Below are 18,997 nucleotides of genomic sequence, written 5' to 3'. Positions count from 1 at the left end.
AAGCGCTGCGCGTTCACTTTTTAGCCCAAGCCACGTATAGTTTGGGCTTTCCTGTTGATTGATTGGCGCTTTAACGCCTTTATGTGTATGAGGTTTTGTATGAAGTTTGCTGGCACAGAATCCTATGTGGCAACCGAAGATCTTAAACTGGCGGTTAACGCAGCCATTACTTTGCAGCGTCCGTTACTGGTTAAAGGTGAGCCAGGAACCGGTAAAACCATGCTGGCTGAACAATTAGCCGAAGCCTTTGATACCGAGTTAATTACTTGGCATATCAAATCCACCACCAAAGCCCATCAAGGACTCTATGAGTACGATGCGGTCAGCCGTTTGCGCGATTCTCAGCTTAACTCAGAAAAAGTTCACGATGTGCGTAACTACATCAATAAGGGCAAGTTGTGGGAAGCCTTTGAAGCCGATAAGCGCGTTATTTTGCTGATTGATGAAATCGATAAAGCCGATATCGAGTTCCCCAACGACCTGCTGCAAGAAATCGATAAAATGGAATTCTACGTCTACGAGACCGATGAAACCATTAAAGCCAAAAACCGCCCGATTATTATTATCACTTCGAATAACGAAAAAGAATTACCCGATGCCTTCTTGCGTCGCTGCTTCTTCCATTACATTGCCTTCCCTGATCGCGATACTCTGCAAAAAATTGTCGACGTACACTACCCAGGCATTAGCCAAGAATTGGTTAACGAAGCCTTAGAAGTGTTCTTTGATATCCGTAATGTGCCTGGCTTAAAGAAAAAACCTTCAACTAGCGAACTGGTGGACTGGTTAAAACTGCTCATGGCCGACAATATCACCGCCGATGTGCTGCGTGAGCGCGATACCACCAAAGCCATTCCGCCACTGGCCGGTGCCTTGGTAAAAAATGAGCAAGATGTGACCTTGCTGCAACGTTTAGCCTTTATGAGCCGCCGCACCCAACGCTAAGGGGTGCCTAGCGCTTAGCTCAAAGCCATTGACTTGCGAGGCCCTTTAGGTGTTATTGAACTTATTTAATGAAATGCGTGCCGCCAAAGTGCCAGTTTCAGTGCGGGAGTTATTAGACTTAATTAACGCGCTGAAGCATAACGTGGTATTTGCCGATATGGATGAGTTTTACTACTTATCCCGCGCGATTTTAGTCAAAGACGAGCGTCATTACGACAAATTTGACCGGGCATTTGCTGCCTACTTTAAAGGGCTTGAAAGCCTTGATCAGCATATTGAGGCGTTGATTCCAGATGAATGGCTGCGCCGCGAGTTTGAACGCCATCTAAGCCCCGAAGAGCGCGCGCAAATTCAGTCCTTAGGCGGCTTAGATAAGCTGATTGAGGAGTTTAAAAAGCGCTTAGAAGAACAAAAAGATAAGCACCAAGGCGGCAATAAGTGGATTGGTACCGGTGGCACCAGCCCCTTTGGCTCTGGTGGGTATAACCCTGAGGGCTTTCGTCTAGGTGATGCCGGTAAACGCCAAGGCCGAGCCCTCAAAGTCTGGGATCAGCGGGAATACCGTAACCTAGATGATCAGGTAGAACTCGGTACGCGCAACATTAAAGTTGCCCTGCGTCGCTTGCGTAAGTTTGCCCGCCAAGGCGCCGCCGATGAGTTTGATCTGCATGGCACCATTGATCACACCGCCAAAGACGGTGGTCTGTTAAATATCCAAATGCGCCCTGAGCGACGTAATACCGTTAAGTTGCTGGTGTTATTTGATATTGGTGGCTCTATGGATGCCCACGTTAAAGTCTGTGAAGAGTTATTTTCTGCGTGCAAAACCGAGTTTAAGCACATGGATTACTTCTATTTTCATAACTTTATTTACGAGTCGGTCTGGAAAAATAACTTCCGCCGCGCCACCGAGCGTTACTCCACCTTCGATTTGCTGCATAAGTATGGCAGTGACTATAAGGTGATTTTCGTCGGTGATGCAGCCATGGCCCCTTACGAAATCACCCAAGCGGGCGGCAGTGTTGAGCACTGGAACGAAGAAGCGGGTTATGTGTGGATGCAACGCTTCACCGAGAAGTTTAAAAAGCTCATTTGGCTGAATCCGTTTCCCAAACATACTTGGCACTATACTCAGTCGACACAACTCACCCGCGAGTTAATCGACGATAAGATGTATCCGCTAACCATTGAAGGCCTTGAAGAAGGCATGAAGTATTTAGCGCAGTGATCAAGGGGCGATTCCGCCCCTCTCCTACTCCTCTTCATCTCCCCCGTCTTCTTGGATTTGAGTATTGCTGTGCTTGGGTTCACGGCCGTGCATTGGGTCCTGAGATGCCGGACTAAATCCGGCACGACGGATTGGGGTTGGGTTTAAGTATTGATGTGCTTGGGTTCGCGGCCCTGCATTGGTTCCTGAGATGCCGGACTAAATCCGGCACGACGGATTGGGGGGTTGGGTTCGCGGCCGTGCATTGGCTCCTGAGATGCCGGACTAAATCCGGCACGACGGATTAGGGGTTGGGTTTAAGTATTGCTGTGTTTGGGTTCACAGCCCTGCGTTGGCTCCTGAGATGCTGGACTGAATCCGGCACGACGGATTAGGGGTTGGGTTTGGGGTTTGCTGTGTTTGGGTTCACGACCGTGCGTTGGCTCCTGAGATGCCGGACTAAATCCGGCACGACGGATTGGGGGTTGGGTTTGGGGTTTGCTGTGTTTGGGTTCGCGGCTGTGCGTTGGTTAAAGCAAGTAGGGTCTTCACCCACCCCACCCGCCCAAACATCCTCGTCGTGCTGAACTTGTTTCAGCATCTTGGGCCGCAAAGTATGGATAGGTTCGTGGCAGGGCTTGGGTTTGCTTGGGTTCACGCACCTGCATTGGGTCCTGAGATGCCGGACCAAATCCGGCACGACAGATTGGGGGTGGGTTTGAGTATTGATGTATTTGGGTTCACCGCCGTGCGTTGGGTCTTGAGATGCCGGACTAAATCCGGCACGACGGGCTCTTTAATTGGTTTCGATATACGGCAAAACGATCAAGGACATATCACTTAGCTCCCCATACCCCACCCGCCCAAACATCCCCGTCGTGCTGAACTTGTTTCAGCATCTCAGGCCGCAAAGTATGGATAGCTTCGTGGCAGGGCTTTGGGTTGCTTGGATTAGCAGCCGTGCATTGGCTCCTGAGGTGCCGGACAGAGTCCGGCACGATGGCTCTGGTGCAGTTAGTTTAGGCTTTTAGTAAGTGCTGGAGGATGGTTTTGACTTTGCTCATGCCACCGTTTAACGCTTCTTGGATTTGCGACATGGTGATAATACCTTCAGATTTACCCGCTGCTGGGTTGACCACCAAGGACAAGCAGGCATAACTCAGGCCTAACTCACGGGCTAATACGGTTTCTGGCATGCCTGTCATACCAACGATATCGCAACCATCGCGCTCCATACGGGCAATTTCGGCGATGGTTTCTAGGCGTGGGCCTTGGGTGCAGCCGTATACGCCACGATTACTGCAACTAAAACCACAGGCAGCTACTGCAGCAATCAATAAGCGACGCAGATTTTCATCATAGGGATAACTAAAATCGACATGGGTTACCTGCTGCAAATCCCCTGCATACAGCGTATGTTCACGGCCTGAGGTGTAGTCAATAATCTGATCGGGCACGCATAGCTGTCCGGTGGTCATCTCTGAGGTAATGCCACCCACCGCATTAATCGCAACAATTTTATCGGCGCCCAGTGAGCGTAATGCCCACAGGTTTGCACGGTAATTCACCTGGTGCGGTGGAATACGATGCGGATGACCGTGGCGAGCTAAGAATAGCACCTCACGACCGGCATAGGTGCCACGCAAGATATCCGCCGAGGGCGCACCGTAGGGGGTATCAACCAAGGTCGCTTGCTGAATTTTTAAGCCTTCTAACTGCGTTAAACCGGTGCCACCAATAATTGCATACTTACTCATGGACTCATCCTTACAAAAGCGCGCTAAATTAGCTGCGCAGTGCGTAATAAAGTGACAGCTTGCTGCCAGCGAGGTGCTTGGCGATAGGCCGGATTATAAGCATAACGCCCTTGTAATGCAGCCAACTTGCTGCACGGCGCTATGGCATTTTGTTGCAGAAAACTCAACGCTTGTTCTGCCGCGCTGCGATCATTGCATACCAGCCCGACATCACAGCCAGCGCCTAATGCGGCAGCCACACGCGCGGCCGCGCCACCGGCAACTTGTGCACCGGCCATGCCTAAATCGTCGCTAAAAATCACCCCAGTAAAGCCTAACTGCTGACGCAGCACCTGTTGTAACCAGAGCGAAGAAAATCCAGCGGGCTGCGTATCAACTTGGGGGTAAATCACATGGGCTGGCATAACCCCTGCTAAGCGGGGTGCTAATTGGGCAAAGGGCTGTAAATCGCTTTGACTAATCTGCTCTAGGCTCCGCTCATCATAGGGAATGGCCACGTGGGAATCAGCTTCGGCCCAACCATGGCCGGGAAAATGTTTACCCACCGCTGGCATCCCCGCCTCAGCCATTCCTTGGATAAAGGCATCGGCTAACGGTGTGACTTGCTCTGGCGTATGGGCAAAACTGCGGGCACCAATGACCTGGCTGCGCCCATAATCCACATCGAGCACCGGGGCAAAACTAAAATCAATTCCTGCATTTAGCACTTCAGTGGCCATCAGCCAGCCACACGCGGTGGCCAGTTGCTGTACTGCTTTCAACTGCTCTGCTGCCTGTGCGGGATTGACTGGCGTCTGCGAGTGAAAGGCTAACTCACCCAAACGCCCCATCGCCGGTAACGCCACAGTATCACGCCGCAAGCGCTGCACTCGGCCACCCTCTTGGTCAACGGTGATCAGTAAATCAGCCCGCACCTGACGAACGCTACGACACAGATCCCTTACCTGCGCCGGTGATTCAATATTACGGGCAAATAAGATAATTCCCGCCACTTCGGGTTGACGCAGTAACTGGCGATCTTCAGCAGTTAGCCAAGTACCTGCCACATCAACAATAATCGAGCCTTGCATGATTAATCCTTAGTCTTCCGCTTAAGCGCTGTACTCAAGATGCTCACTAAGCGGACGATAACTGTAATAATTTTTTTGCGATTACTCGCGAATCAACACCTGACATCCCACCGCAAGCTGTTCAAATAACTGGATAATGTCAGTATTGCGCATCCGCACACAGCCATGACTGAGGGGAACACCCATCGGTTCGGCATCGGGGGTGCCATGCAAATAGATATAACGGCGAAAGGTATCCACCGTGCCTAAGCGATTTTTGCCCAGCTCACAGCCACTTAGCCACAAAATACGGCTCAAAATCCAGTCGCGCTCAGGCGCTGCGGCATAAAGTTCTGGGGTGCAAATCTCGCCTGTCCAGCGCCGCCCTTTAAGCACGGCTCCTTCCGGTAAGCCAGCACCAATTTTAGCCCGTACATAATGTAGCCCCCGTGGAGTACAACCCGAGCCATTTTGCTCACCGGGGCCATTTAACGCGGTCGATACTCTGTACTCAGCGACTAATTGCCCATCAGCAAACCCTTGCAGGCGCTGTTCAGTAATAGATATTTCTAAGCGATTAATCATTGAGCTTCGCATCTTAGCCTCCATTAACTTAAATTAGCGCCCCGTACCCTCTGTTAGGTTACGTACCACCTGGGCCTGCTTCAACTGGGGATCTTGCAGACTGCTTTCAGCACGCAAGCCTGCGGCCATAAAGGGCACCATCATATTGAGCACCTGCTCCACTGATACCTGCACCCGAAAATCATTTTCAGCCATGGCGCGCAAGGCTTTAATCCCCGACATACTAAACACCGCGCTGCCCATCATAAAGTGAATCCGCCAGAACAGCTCCAAGGGCGGCAAGTTGGGCGCCACCTTAACTAAGAGTAAGGTATAGCGCTTAAACAATTGATGATAGTTGACTTGCAAATAGCGACGTAAATGCCCCTGGCTTTGGCTAAAGGCCAAACCCAATAAGCGCATAAAGATCGATAAATCATTGCCGCTGCGGGGCTCTACTGCCAGCATTTGCTTGACCAACAGCGCCAGCAAATCCTCAAGGGTGAGTTGTTCTAGTTGCTGCTCGGTTAAGGCATCCAGTTGCGCGCCTAAGCCTTGGCAAAAAGGATCTAAAAAGCGGCTAAACACCGCTTGGATTAAAGTTTTTTTCGAGCCAAAGTGATAGTTAACTGCGGCTAAGTTCACTTTGGCCTTGCTGGTTATGGTACGCAATGAGGTTTCTTCAAACCCTTTATCGGCAAAGAGTAATTCTGCTGCATCTAAGATGCGTTCCATTGTGGTTGCTTGCGCCATATACCGCCAATCCGTCAAACAAAAAGAAAATAAACAAACCTAAGCCAGCGAACATTAAGTGCTGGATAAATTGGACTAATCTAAGGCGGTTGACCAATCAATCACGCCGATTTGCCAAGTTAGTAAAATCAGTAAGCCAAAGCCAATCCGATACCAGGCAAACACTGCATAACTGTTGTTAGCAATAAACTTGAGCAATGCCCGTACCGCAATCATGGCAAAAATAAAGGAGGTAACAAAACCAATGGCAAAAATACCGATATCGCTGGCATTGCTAAACAATTCGCGGTGTTTAAACACCGAATACACCGTTGCGGCAACCATGGTCGGCATGGCCAGAAAAAATGAGAACTCAGTCGCTGCTTTACGCGACAAGCCAAAAAACAGGCCACCAACAATGGTCGAAGCCGAGCGCGAGGTACCGGGCACTAAGGCTAAGCATTGGGCGCAGCCAACTTTTAAGGCTTGCTGCCAGGTCATATCATCCACTTCTTTGGCACGCACCTGATGCGGCCGCTTTTCTGCCCAGAGCATGACCAAACCACCCACCACTAACGCACTGGCTACGGTAATTGGGTTAAATAGCCACTGCTCAATCAGGTCAGCAAATAATAAGCCCATAATCACTGCTGGAATAAAGGCAATGAGTAAGTTGGCGGTAAACTTCTGCGCAGGCGCCTCACTGGGTAAACCGACCACCACCTGAATAATCTTGCGGCGATATTCCCACATCACCGCCAAAATCGCACCTAACTGAATAATAATGTTAAAGGCTTTAGCCCGCTGTCCACCAAAGCCCAGCAAGTCGGCCACAATAATTTGGTGCCCGGTACTGGAAACAGGTAAAAATTCGGTTAATCCTTCAACAATTCCAATAATTAATGCCTGAACGGCTGTCCACCACTCCACAGACGGCTCCTTAGCTGGGTAATTAGATAGGTTCTTTATCTTTAAAGGCAAAAGCGCAAGATAAAAGCGCGCAGCTTACCAAAGTAAGGCATATTTTCCTTGTTTTTTTTCATTGGCCAACAGCTTCAACCCTTGTCCACTAGTCAAATCCCTAGCTGCATGCTGTAATTTGGCCTCACGTATCGATTAAATTGAGTGTGCTATGACCACGACTGCCCTAATTCATTCGCTGTTAGATACTGATCTGTATAAATTCACCATGCTGCAAGTGGTCTTACATCAGTTTCCCCAAGCAACCGGTAGCTATGAGTTTCGCTGCCATAATAATGATTCGGTGCAATACCCCTTAGCTGAACTCAAGGCTGAGCTAGAACAACAGCTGGATTTACTCTGCCAATTACGCTTCACCACTGATGAACTAAACTATTTACGCTCGCTGCGTTTTATTAAAAGTGACTTTGTCGATTACCTTGAGCTATTTCAGCTAAAGCGCCGCTTTATTCAAGTATCGAGCGATGAGCAGCAACGCTTGCACATTCATATCCAAGGCCCACTGATTCAGGCGATGTTTTTTGAGGTCTTTGTTTTAGCCTTGGTCAATCAGTTGTTTTTCCAGCGTTTAGATAATCCTCAGGTGCGGGCTGAAGGTGAACGTCGCTTGCAAGCTAAAGCGCAGTATCTGCAACAACTTGCCTTTTCGGCTAATCCACGGCAAAGCCAATTTTTAGTCGCGGACTTTGGCACTCGCCGTCGTTTTTCTAAAGACTGGCAACGGCATGTGGTGACTACCTTGCATCAAGCTGCCCCTACTATTATCCGCGGCACCAGTAATGTGTTGCTGGCCAAAGAGCTAGGCATCACCCCAATTGGCACTATGGCCCATGAGTTTTTACAGGCGTTTCAGGGGTTGAATGTGCGGTTGCGGGATTTTCAAAAAACCGCGCTTGAGGCTTGGGTGCAAGAATACCGAGGTGATTTAGGGATTGCGCTGACTGATGTGATCACCATGGATGCTTTTTTGGCTGATTTTGATCTGTATTTTGCCAAGCTATTTGATGGTCTGCGCCATGACAGTGGTGATCCCTACCTTTGGGGCGAAAAAGCGATTCAACACTACCAGAGTTTACGGATTGATCCCGCCACTAAGATGCTGACTTTTAGTGATGGCTTAACGCTAGAAAAAGCCTATGCGCTGTATTTGCATTTTCGTGACCGTATTCAAACCAGCTTTGGGATTGGGACTAATCTAACCAATGATATGGGCTTAGAGCCGTTACAGATTGTGATTAAATTGGTTACCTGTAATGGTCAGTCGGTGGCTAAGCTGTCTGATAGCCCAGGTAAAACGTTGTGTACGGATTACACTTTTTTAGCTTATTTAAAGCAGGTGTTTAACGTTGATCAGGATTAGCTGAGCTTTTGCTTCCCACCCCTTCAAACATCCCCGTCGTGCTGAACTTGTTTCAGCATCTCAGGCCGCAGAGTATGGATAGGTTCGTGGTAGGGCCTTGATGTGCTTTGGTTCACGGGCGTGCGTTGGGTCTTGAGATGCCGGACTGAATCCGGCACGACGGATTGGGGTTGATGGATTAATGTTTTTCATTCGCTTGCTAGGGGCTGCTATGATGGAGCGGTTTCTGATTAGGCAGAGCTATTAAACAACTAATAGAGCTGCCTTAATTGCTTAAGCATAGTTACGAGGGTATCCATGACGGTCATTGATCTTTTGTTGCATCGCGTATCTGTTCCGCGCCTAGGCGGTAATGCACCCAGTGCGGCACAACGTGAAATTATTTTTCAAGCCGCTTTGCGTGCTCCAGATCATGCCCAGTTACGCCCTTGGCGTTTTTTTAGTATTGAAGGGGATGCCAGACAGCACCTAGGTACCGCCTTTGCTGATGGGCTGCAAGCAGATAATCCTGAGCTATCGATTGAGCAGTATGAAAAAGCGGCCAAGTCGTTGTTACGCGCACCCTGGGTGGTGGCAGTGGTGGTTTCTCCTACGGCTCACCCTAAAGTGCCATTGCTAGAGCAACAACTGGCTGCAGGTTGTGCTGCTCACGCGATGTTATATGCCGCCCATGCACAACAGATTGGTGCCGTGTGGCGTACCGGCGATATGGCTTATCATCCATCTGTGCATCGCTATTTAAAGCTCAAAGATGATGAGCAGATTTTAGGCTTTTTATACTTTGGCGAGCCTTTAGGTAACCTTAAAACAGCACCTACATTAGATTCTGCAGATTTTGTGACCCACATAAAGTAATATGAATCACTCATTAAATTAGTTTGTAACCACTGCTCACAGCACATTAGATACTTATGCTGATTGAATAGAATATTGTTTCAACTAACAACCCTCACATAATTTTTTAGGAAAGTGTTAGCCTGCTCATATCTAACCTAAAAAGTTCAATGCATGATTGCTATTTTAAGCCTATGCTATATGCTTCTTGCTTCGGAGAGGGTGAGTGGCGCGACCTTCTACGCCTTGCCAGTGTTTGTTGTACGAGAATAAAACATGTCTGAAAATATTAGTGCACGTAGCTTGCACCAAGCCCACTGCAGAGACTGCAGCCTATCGACGCTGTGCCTCCCTTTATCTTTAAACATGGAAGACCTAGATTTACTAGACGATATTGTTAAACGAGGCCGCCCACTAAAAAAGGGTGATTACTTATTTCGTCAGGGCGATAGTTTTTCTTCCGTATTTGCTGTGCGTTCAGGCAGCTTAAAAACCTACAGCGTGTCTGACTGTGGTGAAGAGCAAATTACTGGCTTTCATCTACCCAGCGAATTTGTTGGCTTATCCGGCGTAGATACCGAGCTATACCCCACTTCGGCAATTGCTTTAGAAACTACTTCTATTTGCGAAATTCCCTTTGAGCGCCTCGATGAACTGAGCGCCACCCTACCCCAACTGCGCCGCCAGCTCATGCGCATTATGAGCCGCGAAATTCGTGATGATCAGCAAATGATGATGCTGCTCTCAAAAAAAACCGCCGATGAGCGCATTGCCACCTTTTTAGTCAACTTATCCGCCCGCTTTAGCGCCCGCGGCTACTCAGCTACTCAGTTTCGTTTAGCCATGTCACGCAACGAAATTGGTAATTACCTTGGCCTAGCAGTAGAAACCGTATCCCGCGTCTTTACCCGCTTTCAACAAGCCGGCCTAATAGAAGCTGAAGGTAAAGAAATTAAAATCACCAACAACGAAGAACTCTGCCAACTAGCCGGCGGCCCAGCACAGCCGTGCTAGCCTCTTAAGCTCAATGCCCTTGGCTTACTACGTTAAGGGCGTTTGAGTTGATCAACCTCTACCAGACGCTCAGTCGCCCATGCCCTTTTGTGCAGCGAAGTTAATCTTATTTTTTATAAGTGGATGTCATTAGTTCGCTACCAGCTAACGCATATCACAACAGCAGCTCCTAAAACAAAAAAGGCCACTTCAATGAAGTGGCCTTTTTGGGGAAATTATTGGTCGGGACGGAGTGATTCGAACACTCGACCCCTTGCACCCCATGCAAGTGCGCTACCGGGCTGCGCTACGCCCCGACAGACAATTCAACTCTTAACTCATGCCGAATTGACAGGGCGGGATATTAAGCCAAAGCCCAAGCTTTGTAAAGCCTACTTGGTCATCCAGCGCCCATTCACCTGGATATACTGACCCGATGGCGTTTTTTCGAGGGCTTTTTTACCCGCCATACTTTCTACATCCGATAACTGAATATTATTTTGCTTCGCTAGGCGCTGATACTCAGCTTTGCGCGCCTGATTAATTAAACGGGCAATTTCTGCCGCATCGCCACTATTTTTTACTACACCTAAATAGCCATTGGGTTGCTCGCCAACCAAACCAGACGCCTTAGCTGAGCTTAAGGCACCCATGGCGCCATTTAAATCAAGTGCCCAGGCTGCGCCTGAAAGCGTTAACGCCAGCAGTGCACCCATCATCATTTGCTTAAGTTTCATAGCATCTCCTTAGAACAGACCACTGGATTCATCTAAAATGTTATCGAGCGCCCTATCTACCTTGATATAGATTTCATGTTCAATTTTAACGTTTAAGTTAATATTGATCGGCTCATTGGGAACTGCTAATTGCACGGTTGGGGTACAGGCCATTAGCCCCGTTAAAACCATAGCTAGCAGACCCAGCTGTTGAAGCTGCCTCATATTATTTCCTCGCTCTATTTTCTAAGCGCTCTCGTACACGCTGCTGAATGGTATCGCTCACTTTACCACTTAATTGCAAGCTGGCTAACAATGCCGGAATATCTTCTTCTAAATTAATATTAAAATGGATCGGCCGGCCCTTTTGCAAATCTGGATTCCGCCCCTCTAAGCGTAAGTTAAGCAACAGCTGTCCGGTTTCATTGTAATTAACCTGACCACTTAATAAATCATAATGAAAATCTTCCAAGGCATCGGTCACAATCCGCATCGCCTGATTCGATTGCCCCATTGCTTTGATTTTATCGTTATCAAAGCGCAAGTAACCGGGGCCTCGCGCCTTAATAAAGCCATCATCAACGGCAAAATGCTGCTGATTTAAATCAAAATAAAAAGGTAAGCGACCATCTAAAATACCGGTTCCCTGTAGCCCTTCTGCAGGGTACACCCGCAACAACTCTTGAATATCCAATCCTTTTACTTCGGCATTAAAGCGGTTTGTTTGATTAAAACGAAAATCGCCCCCAGCCACACTCACTTGCCCCTTAAGCAACCCCGTGGTTGCTTGCTGCCAACGTAAACGCGTAGCCTCCGTGTTAGCTAAGGGCACTTCCACCTTTAGCTGCTGTACGCGAATTGGCCCCAGCGGTACCCCTGGATCTAAATCTTTAACCTGCAAATCAGCCACATCGAGCGTTAGCTGTTGCTTAGCTAAGCGGCCTGTTAATTGAAAAGCCAACCCATTCAGGACACTGCGATTAAACTCGCCCGATAATCCTGAAGCATTGGCAGTAAAATTCATTAGCAAGCCACTACTTGGGCGCCAAGCCAGATCACCTAAAGCAACCAAGCGACCACTATTAACAATCAACCATTCCGGCCAATAGCTAGGCACCAACTGCTGAATGGGATTCCCCCCACGAAAAAACATTTCAGCGACGGAAAACTTTCCCGTCAGCGCTTGATTTTGATAGCGCCCATTAAACTGTCCCGCCATCCCTTGGGCACCTTTGATTTGCGCCTCAATATTTAAACTTGGTAACTCGCCACCGAGATGCCCGGCCACATTCCATGCTTGCTTGCTTAACCCTGGATAAGCCACTTGCCGAGCATTAAGTTTAAGCGGGCTATCTAACTGCACAATGGCCTCACCGGTGCTCGGTAACTGCCACTGCAGGTGCAACTGAGAAAGATCAGCCTGCATACTCGTTAGTTGCAGATCATCAACTTGCAGCTGCTTAATCAGTGCTTTAGAGCCTTTACTCAAGCGTAGCTGCCCTTGCTGCTCAGTCATGGCTAGCAGGGGCTGTAATTGCAACTCAAGCTGCTGCAGCTTGACCCCATCTGACCGCCAACGGGGTAACTGTAACTTTAACTGCGCCTGATTGAGTTCGGCACGCCATGGACTCTCCTCCAAGTTAAGCACCCCTTCAAGTTGCGCCTGGGTTGCGCCTTGAACCTCTGCAACCAATGCAAACGCTGAAGCGGTTAAGGGCTTAACTGCGTCTGGGGTGTCGGCATCCTGCTTCACGAGCGTTATCTGTGCTTGCGTAGGTCTGAATTCTTTAGGTACGGCAGCCAGTAGCTGCGGGCTTATCTCGCTCACAGTGAGTTCGACCTGCAGCGCATAAGGATGGTAAAGATCCTCTTTGGCTGCCAACATCACTTGCCCTTGCAGCTTAGCCCAGGCTAGCGCCTCTACCTCTAACTGCTGCACCTCAAGTTGCTTTGGTAAATAGCCTAACCAGCGCTGCCATGAGGGCTGCTCGCTTGCTGGCGAAGCATCCACTGTCCACTCGTCATCGGCTAACCGCCCTGTTAATTGCTCAATCTTAAGACGTTGTAAAGGATAAGCTTGATATAACCAACTCAAATGAAGATTTTGCAAAACCAGCTGGCTATTTTGATAATTAATCTGCAACCGCTCGAGCGCCAACCCATTGCGCTCTACACTCACTCCCTGCCAGTCAATAAACACGCCAGCATTGGATAGCTGCTTTAATCCCACAACCAACAGCACAACCAAAATAGCCAACAGCAAAAATAATGGCCAGAAAATCAGGCGCAAACACCTCTTGAGCCATAGCCCACCTGAACCCGCGGTATTTACTCGCTGCTTGCCAACCATATCAACCTGCCTTAGCTCTTTTCTTTTACTCTAGCTTGATTAAACCGTCCTTTTAAACCCAAAAAAAAGCCCCCAATTAAGGGGGCTTTTTGTACTAAATCTTAGTCACCTAAAATTTAGTGAAGTATTATGGCTGAACTTCAGCTTCTACTTCAGCTTCAACGCGGCGGTTGATCGCACGGCCTTCGCGAGTAGCGTTATCAGCTACAGGACGGCTCTCACCGTAACCTACTGAATCTACACGGTTACCTTCAACGCCTAACTCGTTAACTAATACGTTACGTACTGCGTTAGCACGACGCTCAGATAACTTCTGGTTGTAAGCTTCGCTACCTACTGAGTCAGTGTGACCTTCAACAGTAGTTGCAGTTTGTGGGAACTGCTTCATGAAGTCAGCGAGGTTTTGGATATCGCTGTAGCTGTCACGCTTAACTTGGTCTTTGTCGAAGTCAAATTTAACGTCTAACTCAACGCGTACTTTTTCTGGCTCGATTGGGCAGCCGTTAGCGTCTACCGGAGTACCTTCTGGGGTATCTGGGCAGAGGTCAACGTCATCACATACGCCGTCGTTGTCGCTGTCGATGCACGCTACTGGCTCAACAGGCACTACGACTTCTTCAACTGCTTTAGGCGCGCCACCGAAGTTAGCACCTAAACCTAGACCTGCTTGCCACTCGCCTTGGTGGTTATCAAAGCCGTACAGACCATCAACGCTTGCTTTAGCAAAGAGGTTTTCAGTGAAGTAGTACTTCAGACCGGCACCGATGTTACCGAAAGTAGTGTGGTCACGACCTGAGTGCTTAGGAGAGGTAGTATTGATACTCTGATGACCAACACCGGCTGAAACGTATGGACGTAAGCCAACACCTGGCTCACCAAAGTGGTAAGCAGCATCTAAAGAAGCTAAATTACCTTTAATGTTTTGGCGGCCCATAGTATGAGGCAGATTTGGACGATCTTTAGAGCGGATGTCGTGGTACTCACCGTATGACAGTGCTAAAGATACATCGTCAGTTAAGAAGTAACCAACAGAACCACCGATTAGGTTACCGTTTTCCATGTTGCGCGTGCTGTCAGTGAAATAACGCTTCGCAAAAGCATCAACCTCAACTGCACCTTGGCCTTGTGCAAATGCACTCAAGGAAGACGCCGCGAGAATTGAGGCGATGGCCACGCCCAAGGTGTTTTTCAGCTTCATAGGTTATGTCCCCATTATGATATGTGGTTATTAATTAAATAGTATCACAGTAAGAATACACCCTTTTTAGGAAGGAAAAACATCCTGTTTCGGGTGATCTTGCAATCAATCAGACCTCAATTCTATCAGAAAAGTTCTCTCGAAGTCGATCTATTGCCCTTTTGTAGCGCATTTTAGTCGCGCTTAAACCGAGTCGCATGATATCTGCAATCTCTTGAAACTCAAGCTCGGCAACGAATCTTAACACTAAAATTTCTTTATCAATAGGGTTAACGTAAGCTAACCAACGATCTAACCCACTTTTTTCTTTATAGTCTGGCTCTACAGCTTCAGCATCCTCAGGCATATTAAGACTTAACGCATCCATCAGCCTTTTTTTACGCCGTTCTTTACGATATTGGGTAATACACTCATTATAAGTGATGCTATATAACCAGGTTTTAAACTTAGACTTTCCCTCGAATTTCTTTAGCCCATACAGGACTTTGAGCATTATTTCCTGACAGATATCATCGGCATCACGCTCATTACCTAAGTACCTTGCACACACATTAAATAGCGTTCCCTGATAACGTGCCATCAGGGCTTCATAGGCCTTAGTAATGTGAAAAAGCTCAACTTTGGCGCGTTCGACCAGTTCTTCATCCGTCAACTCTGCAGGATCATAACTGACTGCAACAGATTTTATGTTCGACAAAATTAAAACCAATAAGTGATAGGAATGAATAAGCCAGTTCGCACTTAACGGCTTTTAACTTGCTGCTCTAACAGCAATTGATTAGACAAAGATATCCGCTGCCCCTGCTCTGTTATCAACACGGTTTTAACGGTACCAATTTGCTCTATTTCACCCTCTACCTGATTAATCTCAATCCACTCACCGACCTCATATAATTCTCGAACATAAATACCAGCAATAATCTGCTTAGCGATTTCTTTACTGCTTAACCCTAACGCTAAGGCAATACCTAGGCCCACAGTCAATAAAATAATGGCAATAACGTAGTTAAGTAGTTCTGTTTTAATATCTAATTGACCAATCGCCACCGAAATACTAACAATAATAACTAGACCTTGAACCACCCGCCCAAGCCCTGCGGCATACTCTAAACCAACGCCCTCAGCTGCTCCGCGAACCATACCACTCAGTAATTGAGCTAAAAGCACGCCAAATACCAGTACCAGCATTGAGGCAAAAATTTTCGGAATATACAGCGCCAGCACATCTAAGGTGGTTGAAATGCGCTCTAAACCTAAGGATTCAGCAGCAGCCACTAAAAATACCAACAGCACAAACCAGTAAAACACCTTACCAATTAGCTCAGAAACACCCGACTGCACGCCCACTTTAGCCATGAGCTTATTTAGCCCCGTGCCCGCCATTAGACGATCTAAGCCTAGTTTAGCCAGCAGCTTAGAAATTAAAGTGTCTAATAATTTGGCCACAATAAAGCCGAGTAAAACTAAAACCACAGCACCTAATAAATTAGGAATAAAGTTAACAATTTTCTCCCATAGCGCCGACATCGCATGCACTAATCCAGTGGTCCAAGAATCAAGCTTCATGAGTACTCTCTGTTTCTAAAGGTTTAATAAAGGCATCCGTACCGGTTTTTGGGTCATGGGGAGCGGCTGTCTTAGACTGCGCGCTGACCGGGCGAATATGGGCTGATCCGCTATGCAAAGCGATTACCGAGGCTTCTAACGCACGACCAAACAAACTAAATAATGCTGAAGCACCCACTTGCCGATTAGCCCGTTTTAATACTTTTTTAAGCTTTTTCTGCTCATTACCCGCAGGGGTTGGCCCTTGCCCCTCTTTAAATAGCTCGCCTAAGGTTTGCTCAAAGGCATCTTGCTCATGCATGCTTAGACTCCTCATTAATGGTCACACTTATAGCCAGCGCAGAACGCGCAAGATCATAAACTGAATAGCGGCCAATCCGGCAATAATTAAACAGGCAATTAAAAACCCATGGCCTGCATCACTGCCCGGAATTCCGCCCACGTTAATCCCCAATAAGCCGGTGACAAAACTTAAGGGTAAGAAAAAAGCGGTTACCACCGCCAATAAATACATCACCCGCCCGGTGCGCTGTTCGCGCTTACGGCGCTCAGAGTCTAAAATAAAGCCTACTCGCTCTTTGCATAGCTCTAACTCTTCCAAGCAACGAATCAGCATGTTACTGATTTCATTCCAATAGGGCCGAGTGCCTTTGTCAAACCAAGCAGGCTGTGCCTTGGCCAAAGCAGCAAAGAGATCTTTCATCGGTGCTAAATAACGACGCAAGTTGGCTGAGCTACGTCTAATCTGCAGCAACTCTTGATGATCAGGCTCATACTTTTCTTCTTGATCGACTCGCAGCTCTTGCTGATCGACAAATTCGGCCAGCGCTTCTACCGCATGATCGATTTGCTCGGTGGCTTCACGCATCAAAAGTAGCAAGAGTTCAGCTGTGGTTTTGGGGCCTAACTTTTCTTTAAATAGTTGCTTCAAGCCATCACCAAAAACTGCACCAGGCTGAGCAAAAGACAACACCACTTGCTCGGTACAACGCACCCTAACTGAAAAGAGTTCACTGCTATCGGCCCGAGCCTTGGGCTGAATCACGCGGGAAAACAACAACAAGGTATGCTCGGTTAATGCCAAAAAACGCGGTCGAGTCGTTTTTTCTAAGAGCAACTGGCGTTCAAAACGGCTAATACTTTGACTGGCCTTTAGCCACGCCAAGGTGCTGGGATGCTCTTTATTCCAATGCAGCCATAGTTTTTCATCAGCCTGCAACTCAAGGGTCGCCAGCTGTTGATAATTAATCGCGCGGGCGCCCCCTTGCCCATTCAACACCCAACCCTTTAATAAAGGTTTGGCGTTATCTTGCAGCATTACTTCAGGGGCGCTCATTGACTAACGACTTAGAGCTTCAGCTCGGTAGGAGATACAATAATGCCGTTATTGTCGGCATAGACGTACTCACCGGGTTTAAAAGTGACGCCACCAAAGGTTACTTCAACGTTTAAATCACCAATATCGCGCTTATCGGTTTTCATTGGGTGGCTAGCCAGTGCCTGAATACCTAAATCGGTTTCTGCCAAGACATCCACATCACGCACACAGCCATAAATGATGATTCCAGCCCAGCCATTTTTGGCTGCTTTAGCTGCTAACATATCGCCTAATAACGCGCGACGCAGCGAACCACCGCCATCAACCACCATCACTTTACCTGCGCCTGGCTGATCAACCTGGGCTTTAACTACTGAGTTATCCTCGTGGCACTTGACCGTCACAATCTGTCCACCGAAAGCATCACGGCCACCAAAATTGGCGAACATTGGCTCAACCACTTGTACGTGTGGATACTCATCACATAGATCAGGGGTAACAATATTCATGAACATCTCCAGTTTAGGTAAAAAGCATCAATTGGTGGCGTTGAGATTGGCCAACAGCAATGGCCAGATTTCTTGTTGCGCCGATCGACCAATCAATAGCGAGTGATGATTATAGTCTTGCCGATAGCCTTGTTCCAAGGACAGACACTGATAGCTTTGCCTTTTGCCTAATACTTGCTGGGAAAATTGGGCGCAGGCTGCTACTGGATCACTCAAATCTGCAGCCCCTGAATAAGCGAAGCCTTGCGCTACCCAAGGGCTTAAATCAGACACTGGCTGGCACTTAGCTTGATAACAAGCTAAAAAATACGCCAAATGCTGGGTCTGATTAGTCAGGCCAGACAGCCCCAAAGCTTCAGCTAAGCTTTGTCCTTGCTGCACACTGGCTTGAACCGCTGCAAAAAACTCTGGTTGCTGGTACTGATCCTGCACGGCTAACAAGGTCAAACTGTTAAACGGGGCGGCACCAGGAGTTGGCCATGGGCCCTGAGCAGATATTGCTAAGGCCTGTAGAGCCCGCGTCACTAATAAGCCTCCAAACGAGTGAGCAATTAAATGCACCGGCGTTTGGCTTACAGCGAGCTGCCGTAAAAACGCTGGCAAATAACGCTGCACTAATTGCTCGCCACTCACGACTAGCTGTTGCCACTCTGGAATCAACACCTGATAACCTGCCGCAGCAAGATAAGCCGCTAACCCTCGGCCGCGCCGCGATAACCAAAAGCCAGCATCACATAATAAGCCATGCCAAAGCACCACTAGGCCCTTGACCGGTCGTAGTGTTAAGGCCTGTGCTTGCACCACTTTAATCGATAATCGCGGTGTTGTTTGCAGCACAGGGTCTTGTTGAAAACAGTACTCAGTTATCTGTAACGGGGTTACTTCGGTCACGCAATTTTGCCTCCTCTGGCTGCTTCC

20 protein-coding genes and 1 tRNA gene are annotated in these 18,997 nt (G+C 48.1%); 5 read left to right on the top strand and 16 right to left on the bottom strand.

Features of this window, described 5'->3' with window-relative positions; translation table 11 throughout:
• Positions 1-99: 99 nt before the first annotated feature.
• Both AKN87_RS00995 and AKN87_RS00990 read left to right on the top strand, forming a co-directional pair.
• Positions 100-945 carry an AAA family ATPase gene (locus AKN87_RS00995; RefSeq protein WP_053101640.1) on the top strand — a complete coding sequence of 282 codons (846 nt, stop codon included), beginning with the start codon at positions 100-102 and terminating at the stop codon, positions 943-945.
• 49 nt (positions 946-994) lie between these two features.
• Positions 995-2,173 (top strand): vWA domain-containing protein, encoded by a 1,179-nt coding sequence (locus tag AKN87_RS00990; protein WP_053101639.1) that lies wholly within the window; start codon positions 995-997, stop codon positions 2,171-2,173.
• A 998-nt stretch (positions 2,174-3,171) separates the two neighbouring features.
• Here AKN87_RS00990 and AKN87_RS00985 read toward each other — a convergent pair.
• From AKN87_RS00985 to AKN87_RS00965, 5 genes are all read right to left on the bottom strand, one after another.
• Complete coding sequence (locus AKN87_RS00985) at positions 3,172-3,909, bottom strand: S-methyl-5'-thioinosine phosphorylase (protein WP_053101638.1); 738 nt, start codon at positions 3,907-3,909, stop codon at positions 3,172-3,174.
• Positions 3,910-3,932: 23 nt separating this feature from the next.
• Entirely contained in the window at positions 3,933-4,979 is a 1,047-nt protein-coding gene (gene nagZ, locus AKN87_RS00980) for a beta-N-acetylhexosaminidase (protein ID WP_053102206.1), read from the bottom strand.
• 81 nt (positions 4,980-5,060) lie between these two features.
• On the bottom strand, positions 5,061-5,543 hold the full coding sequence (locus tag AKN87_RS00975) for a L,D-transpeptidase (RefSeq protein ID WP_053103588.1): 483 nt from the start codon (positions 5,541-5,543) through the stop codon (positions 5,061-5,063).
• Positions 5,544-5,576: 33 nt separating this feature from the next.
• A complete protein-coding gene (locus AKN87_RS00970; protein WP_053101636.1) occupies positions 5,577-6,275 on the bottom strand; it encodes a TetR/AcrR family transcriptional regulator in 699 nt (232 codons plus the stop codon).
• Positions 6,276-6,350: 75 nt separating this feature from the next.
• Positions 6,351-7,184, bottom strand: a complete 834-nt coding sequence (locus AKN87_RS00965) for an undecaprenyl-diphosphate phosphatase (protein ID WP_053101635.1) — start codon at positions 7,182-7,184, stop codon at positions 6,351-6,353.
• Between the two features lie 202 nt (positions 7,185-7,386).
• On the opposite strand from AKN87_RS00965, the gene pncB reads away from it, so the two are divergent.
• The 3 genes from pncB (at position 7,387) to fnr (ending at position 10,443) form a co-directional block, all read left to right on the top strand.
• On the top strand, positions 7,387-8,595 hold the full coding sequence (pncB, locus tag AKN87_RS00960) for a nicotinate phosphoribosyltransferase (RefSeq protein ID WP_053102205.1): 1,209 nt from the start codon (positions 7,387-7,389) through the stop codon (positions 8,593-8,595).
• A gap of 297 nt (positions 8,596-8,892) precedes the next feature.
• Positions 8,893-9,450: a nitroreductase family protein gene (locus AKN87_RS00955; RefSeq protein ID WP_053102204.1), complete on the top strand. Its 558-nt coding sequence runs from the start codon at positions 8,893-8,895 to the stop codon at positions 9,448-9,450.
• A gap of 255 nt (positions 9,451-9,705) precedes the next feature.
• On the top strand, positions 9,706-10,443 hold the full coding sequence (fnr, locus tag AKN87_RS00950; RefSeq protein WP_053101632.1) for a fumarate/nitrate reduction transcriptional regulator Fnr: 738 nt from the start codon (positions 9,706-9,708) through the stop codon (positions 10,441-10,443).
• A gap of 219 nt (positions 10,444-10,662) precedes the next feature.
• On the opposite strand, the gene AKN87_RS00945 is transcribed toward fnr, so the two are convergent.
• From AKN87_RS00945 to AKN87_RS00895, 11 genes are all read right to left on the bottom strand, one after another.
• A tRNA-Pro gene (locus AKN87_RS00945) sits at positions 10,663-10,739 on the bottom strand.
• 75 nt (positions 10,740-10,814) lie between these two features.
• Positions 10,815-11,159, bottom strand: a complete 345-nt coding sequence (locus tag AKN87_RS00940; RefSeq protein WP_053102203.1) for a YdbL family protein — start codon at positions 11,157-11,159, stop codon at positions 10,815-10,817.
• A 9-nt stretch (positions 11,160-11,168) separates the two neighbouring features.
• Complete coding sequence (locus AKN87_RS00935) at positions 11,169-11,330, bottom strand: YnbE family lipoprotein (RefSeq protein WP_408033275.1); 162 nt, start codon at positions 11,328-11,330, stop codon at positions 11,169-11,171.
• Between the two features lie 34 nt (positions 11,331-11,364).
• Complete coding sequence (locus AKN87_RS00930; protein WP_053102201.1) at positions 11,365-13,488, bottom strand: intermembrane phospholipid transport protein YdbH family protein; 2,124 nt, start codon at positions 13,486-13,488, stop codon at positions 11,365-11,367.
• Positions 13,489-13,615: 127 nt separating this feature from the next.
• Positions 13,616-14,686: an OmpA family protein gene (locus AKN87_RS00925; RefSeq protein WP_053102200.1), complete on the bottom strand. Its 1,071-nt coding sequence runs from the start codon at positions 14,684-14,686 to the stop codon at positions 13,616-13,618.
• 109 nt (positions 14,687-14,795) lie between these two features.
• A complete protein-coding gene (sigX, locus tag AKN87_RS00920; RefSeq protein ID WP_053102199.1) occupies positions 14,796-15,383 on the bottom strand; it encodes an RNA polymerase sigma factor SigX in 588 nt (195 codons plus the stop codon).
• Positions 15,384-15,427: 44 nt separating this feature from the next.
• Positions 15,428-16,252, bottom strand: coding sequence for a mechanosensitive ion channel family protein (locus tag AKN87_RS00915; protein ID WP_053102198.1), 825 nt, complete (start codon positions 16,250-16,252; stop codon positions 15,428-15,430).
• On the bottom strand, positions 16,242-16,553 hold the full coding sequence (locus tag AKN87_RS00910; protein WP_064496061.1) for a hypothetical protein: 312 nt from the start codon (positions 16,551-16,553) through the stop codon (positions 16,242-16,244). The genes AKN87_RS00915 and AKN87_RS00910 overlap by 11 nt, the downstream gene beginning before the upstream one ends.
• A gap of 27 nt (positions 16,554-16,580) precedes the next feature.
• A complete protein-coding gene (locus AKN87_RS00905) occupies positions 16,581-17,588 on the bottom strand; it encodes a CorA family divalent cation transporter (RefSeq protein ID WP_053102197.1) in 1,008 nt (335 codons plus the stop codon).
• Positions 17,589-17,599: 11 nt separating this feature from the next.
• The gene (gene rraA / locus AKN87_RS00900) at positions 17,600-18,079 is read right to left on the bottom strand and encodes a ribonuclease E activity regulator RraA (RefSeq protein ID WP_053101618.1); all 480 of its coding nucleotides are present in this window, start codon (positions 18,077-18,079) and stop codon (positions 17,600-17,602) included.
• 27 nt (positions 18,080-18,106) lie between these two features.
• Positions 18,107-18,970 carry an alpha/beta fold hydrolase gene (locus tag AKN87_RS00895; protein ID WP_053102196.1) on the bottom strand — a complete coding sequence of 288 codons (864 nt, stop codon included), beginning with the start codon at positions 18,968-18,970 and terminating at the stop codon, positions 18,107-18,109.
• Positions 18,971-18,997 lie beyond the last annotated feature (27 nt).

Origin of the sequence: Thiopseudomonas alkaliphila, assembly GCF_001267175.1 — a bacterium.
In the GTDB taxonomy this organism is placed as follows: Bacteria; Pseudomonadota; Gammaproteobacteria; order Pseudomonadales; family Pseudomonadaceae; genus Oblitimonas; species Oblitimonas alkaliphila.
The sequence above is the reverse complement of the archived record's forward strand: the minus strand, read 5'-3'. Positions and strand labels throughout refer to the sequence as shown.

Bases quoted from the DNA above. Each gene is read 5' to 3' on its own strand.
- AKN87_RS00995 (WP_053101640.1), top strand. From the start codon at position 100: ATGAAGTTTGCTGGCACAGAATCCTATGTGGCAACCGAAGATCTTAAA.
- AKN87_RS00985 (WP_053101638.1), bottom strand. From the start codon at position 3,909: ATGAGTAAGTATGCAATTATTGGTGGCACCGGTTTAACGCAGTTAGAA.
- nagZ (WP_053102206.1), bottom strand. From the start codon at position 4,979: ATGCAAGGCTCGATTATTGTTGATGTGGCAGGTACTTGGCTAACTGCT.
- AKN87_RS00975 (WP_053103588.1), bottom strand. From the start codon at position 5,543: ATGATTAATCGCTTAGAAATATCTATTACTGAACAGCGCCTGCAAGGG.
- AKN87_RS00970 (WP_053101636.1), bottom strand. From the start codon at position 6,275: ATGGCGCAAGCAACCACAATGGAACGCATCTTAGATGCAGCAGAATTA.
- pncB (WP_053102205.1), top strand. From the start codon at position 7,387: ATGACCACGACTGCCCTAATTCATTCGCTGTTAGATACTGATCTGTAT.
- AKN87_RS00955 (WP_053102204.1), top strand. From the start codon at position 8,893: ATGACGGTCATTGATCTTTTGTTGCATCGCGTATCTGTTCCGCGCCTA.
- fnr (WP_053101632.1), top strand. From the start codon at position 9,706: ATGTCTGAAAATATTAGTGCACGTAGCTTGCACCAAGCCCACTGCAGA.
- AKN87_RS00940 (WP_053102203.1), bottom strand. From the start codon at position 11,159: ATGAAACTTAAGCAAATGATGATGGGTGCACTGCTGGCGTTAACGCTT.
- AKN87_RS00935 (WP_408033275.1), bottom strand. From the start codon at position 11,330: ATGGTTTTAACGGGGCTAATGGCCTGTACCCCAACCGTGCAATTAGCA.
- AKN87_RS00930 (WP_053102201.1), bottom strand. From the start codon at position 13,488: ATGGTTGGCAAGCAGCGAGTAAATACCGCGGGTTCAGGTGGGCTATGG.
- AKN87_RS00925 (WP_053102200.1), bottom strand. From the start codon at position 14,686: ATGAAGCTGAAAAACACCTTGGGCGTGGCCATCGCCTCAATTCTCGCG.
- AKN87_RS00915 (WP_053102198.1), bottom strand. From the start codon at position 16,252: ATGAAGCTTGATTCTTGGACCACTGGATTAGTGCATGCGATGTCGGCG.
- AKN87_RS00910 (WP_064496061.1), bottom strand. From the start codon at position 16,553: ATGCATGAGCAAGATGCCTTTGAGCAAACCTTAGGCGAGCTATTTAAA.
- AKN87_RS00905 (WP_053102197.1), bottom strand. From the start codon at position 17,588: ATGAGCGCCCCTGAAGTAATGCTGCAAGATAACGCCAAACCTTTATTA.
- rraA (WP_053101618.1), bottom strand. From the start codon at position 18,079: ATGAATATTGTTACCCCTGATCTATGTGATGAGTATCCACACGTACAA.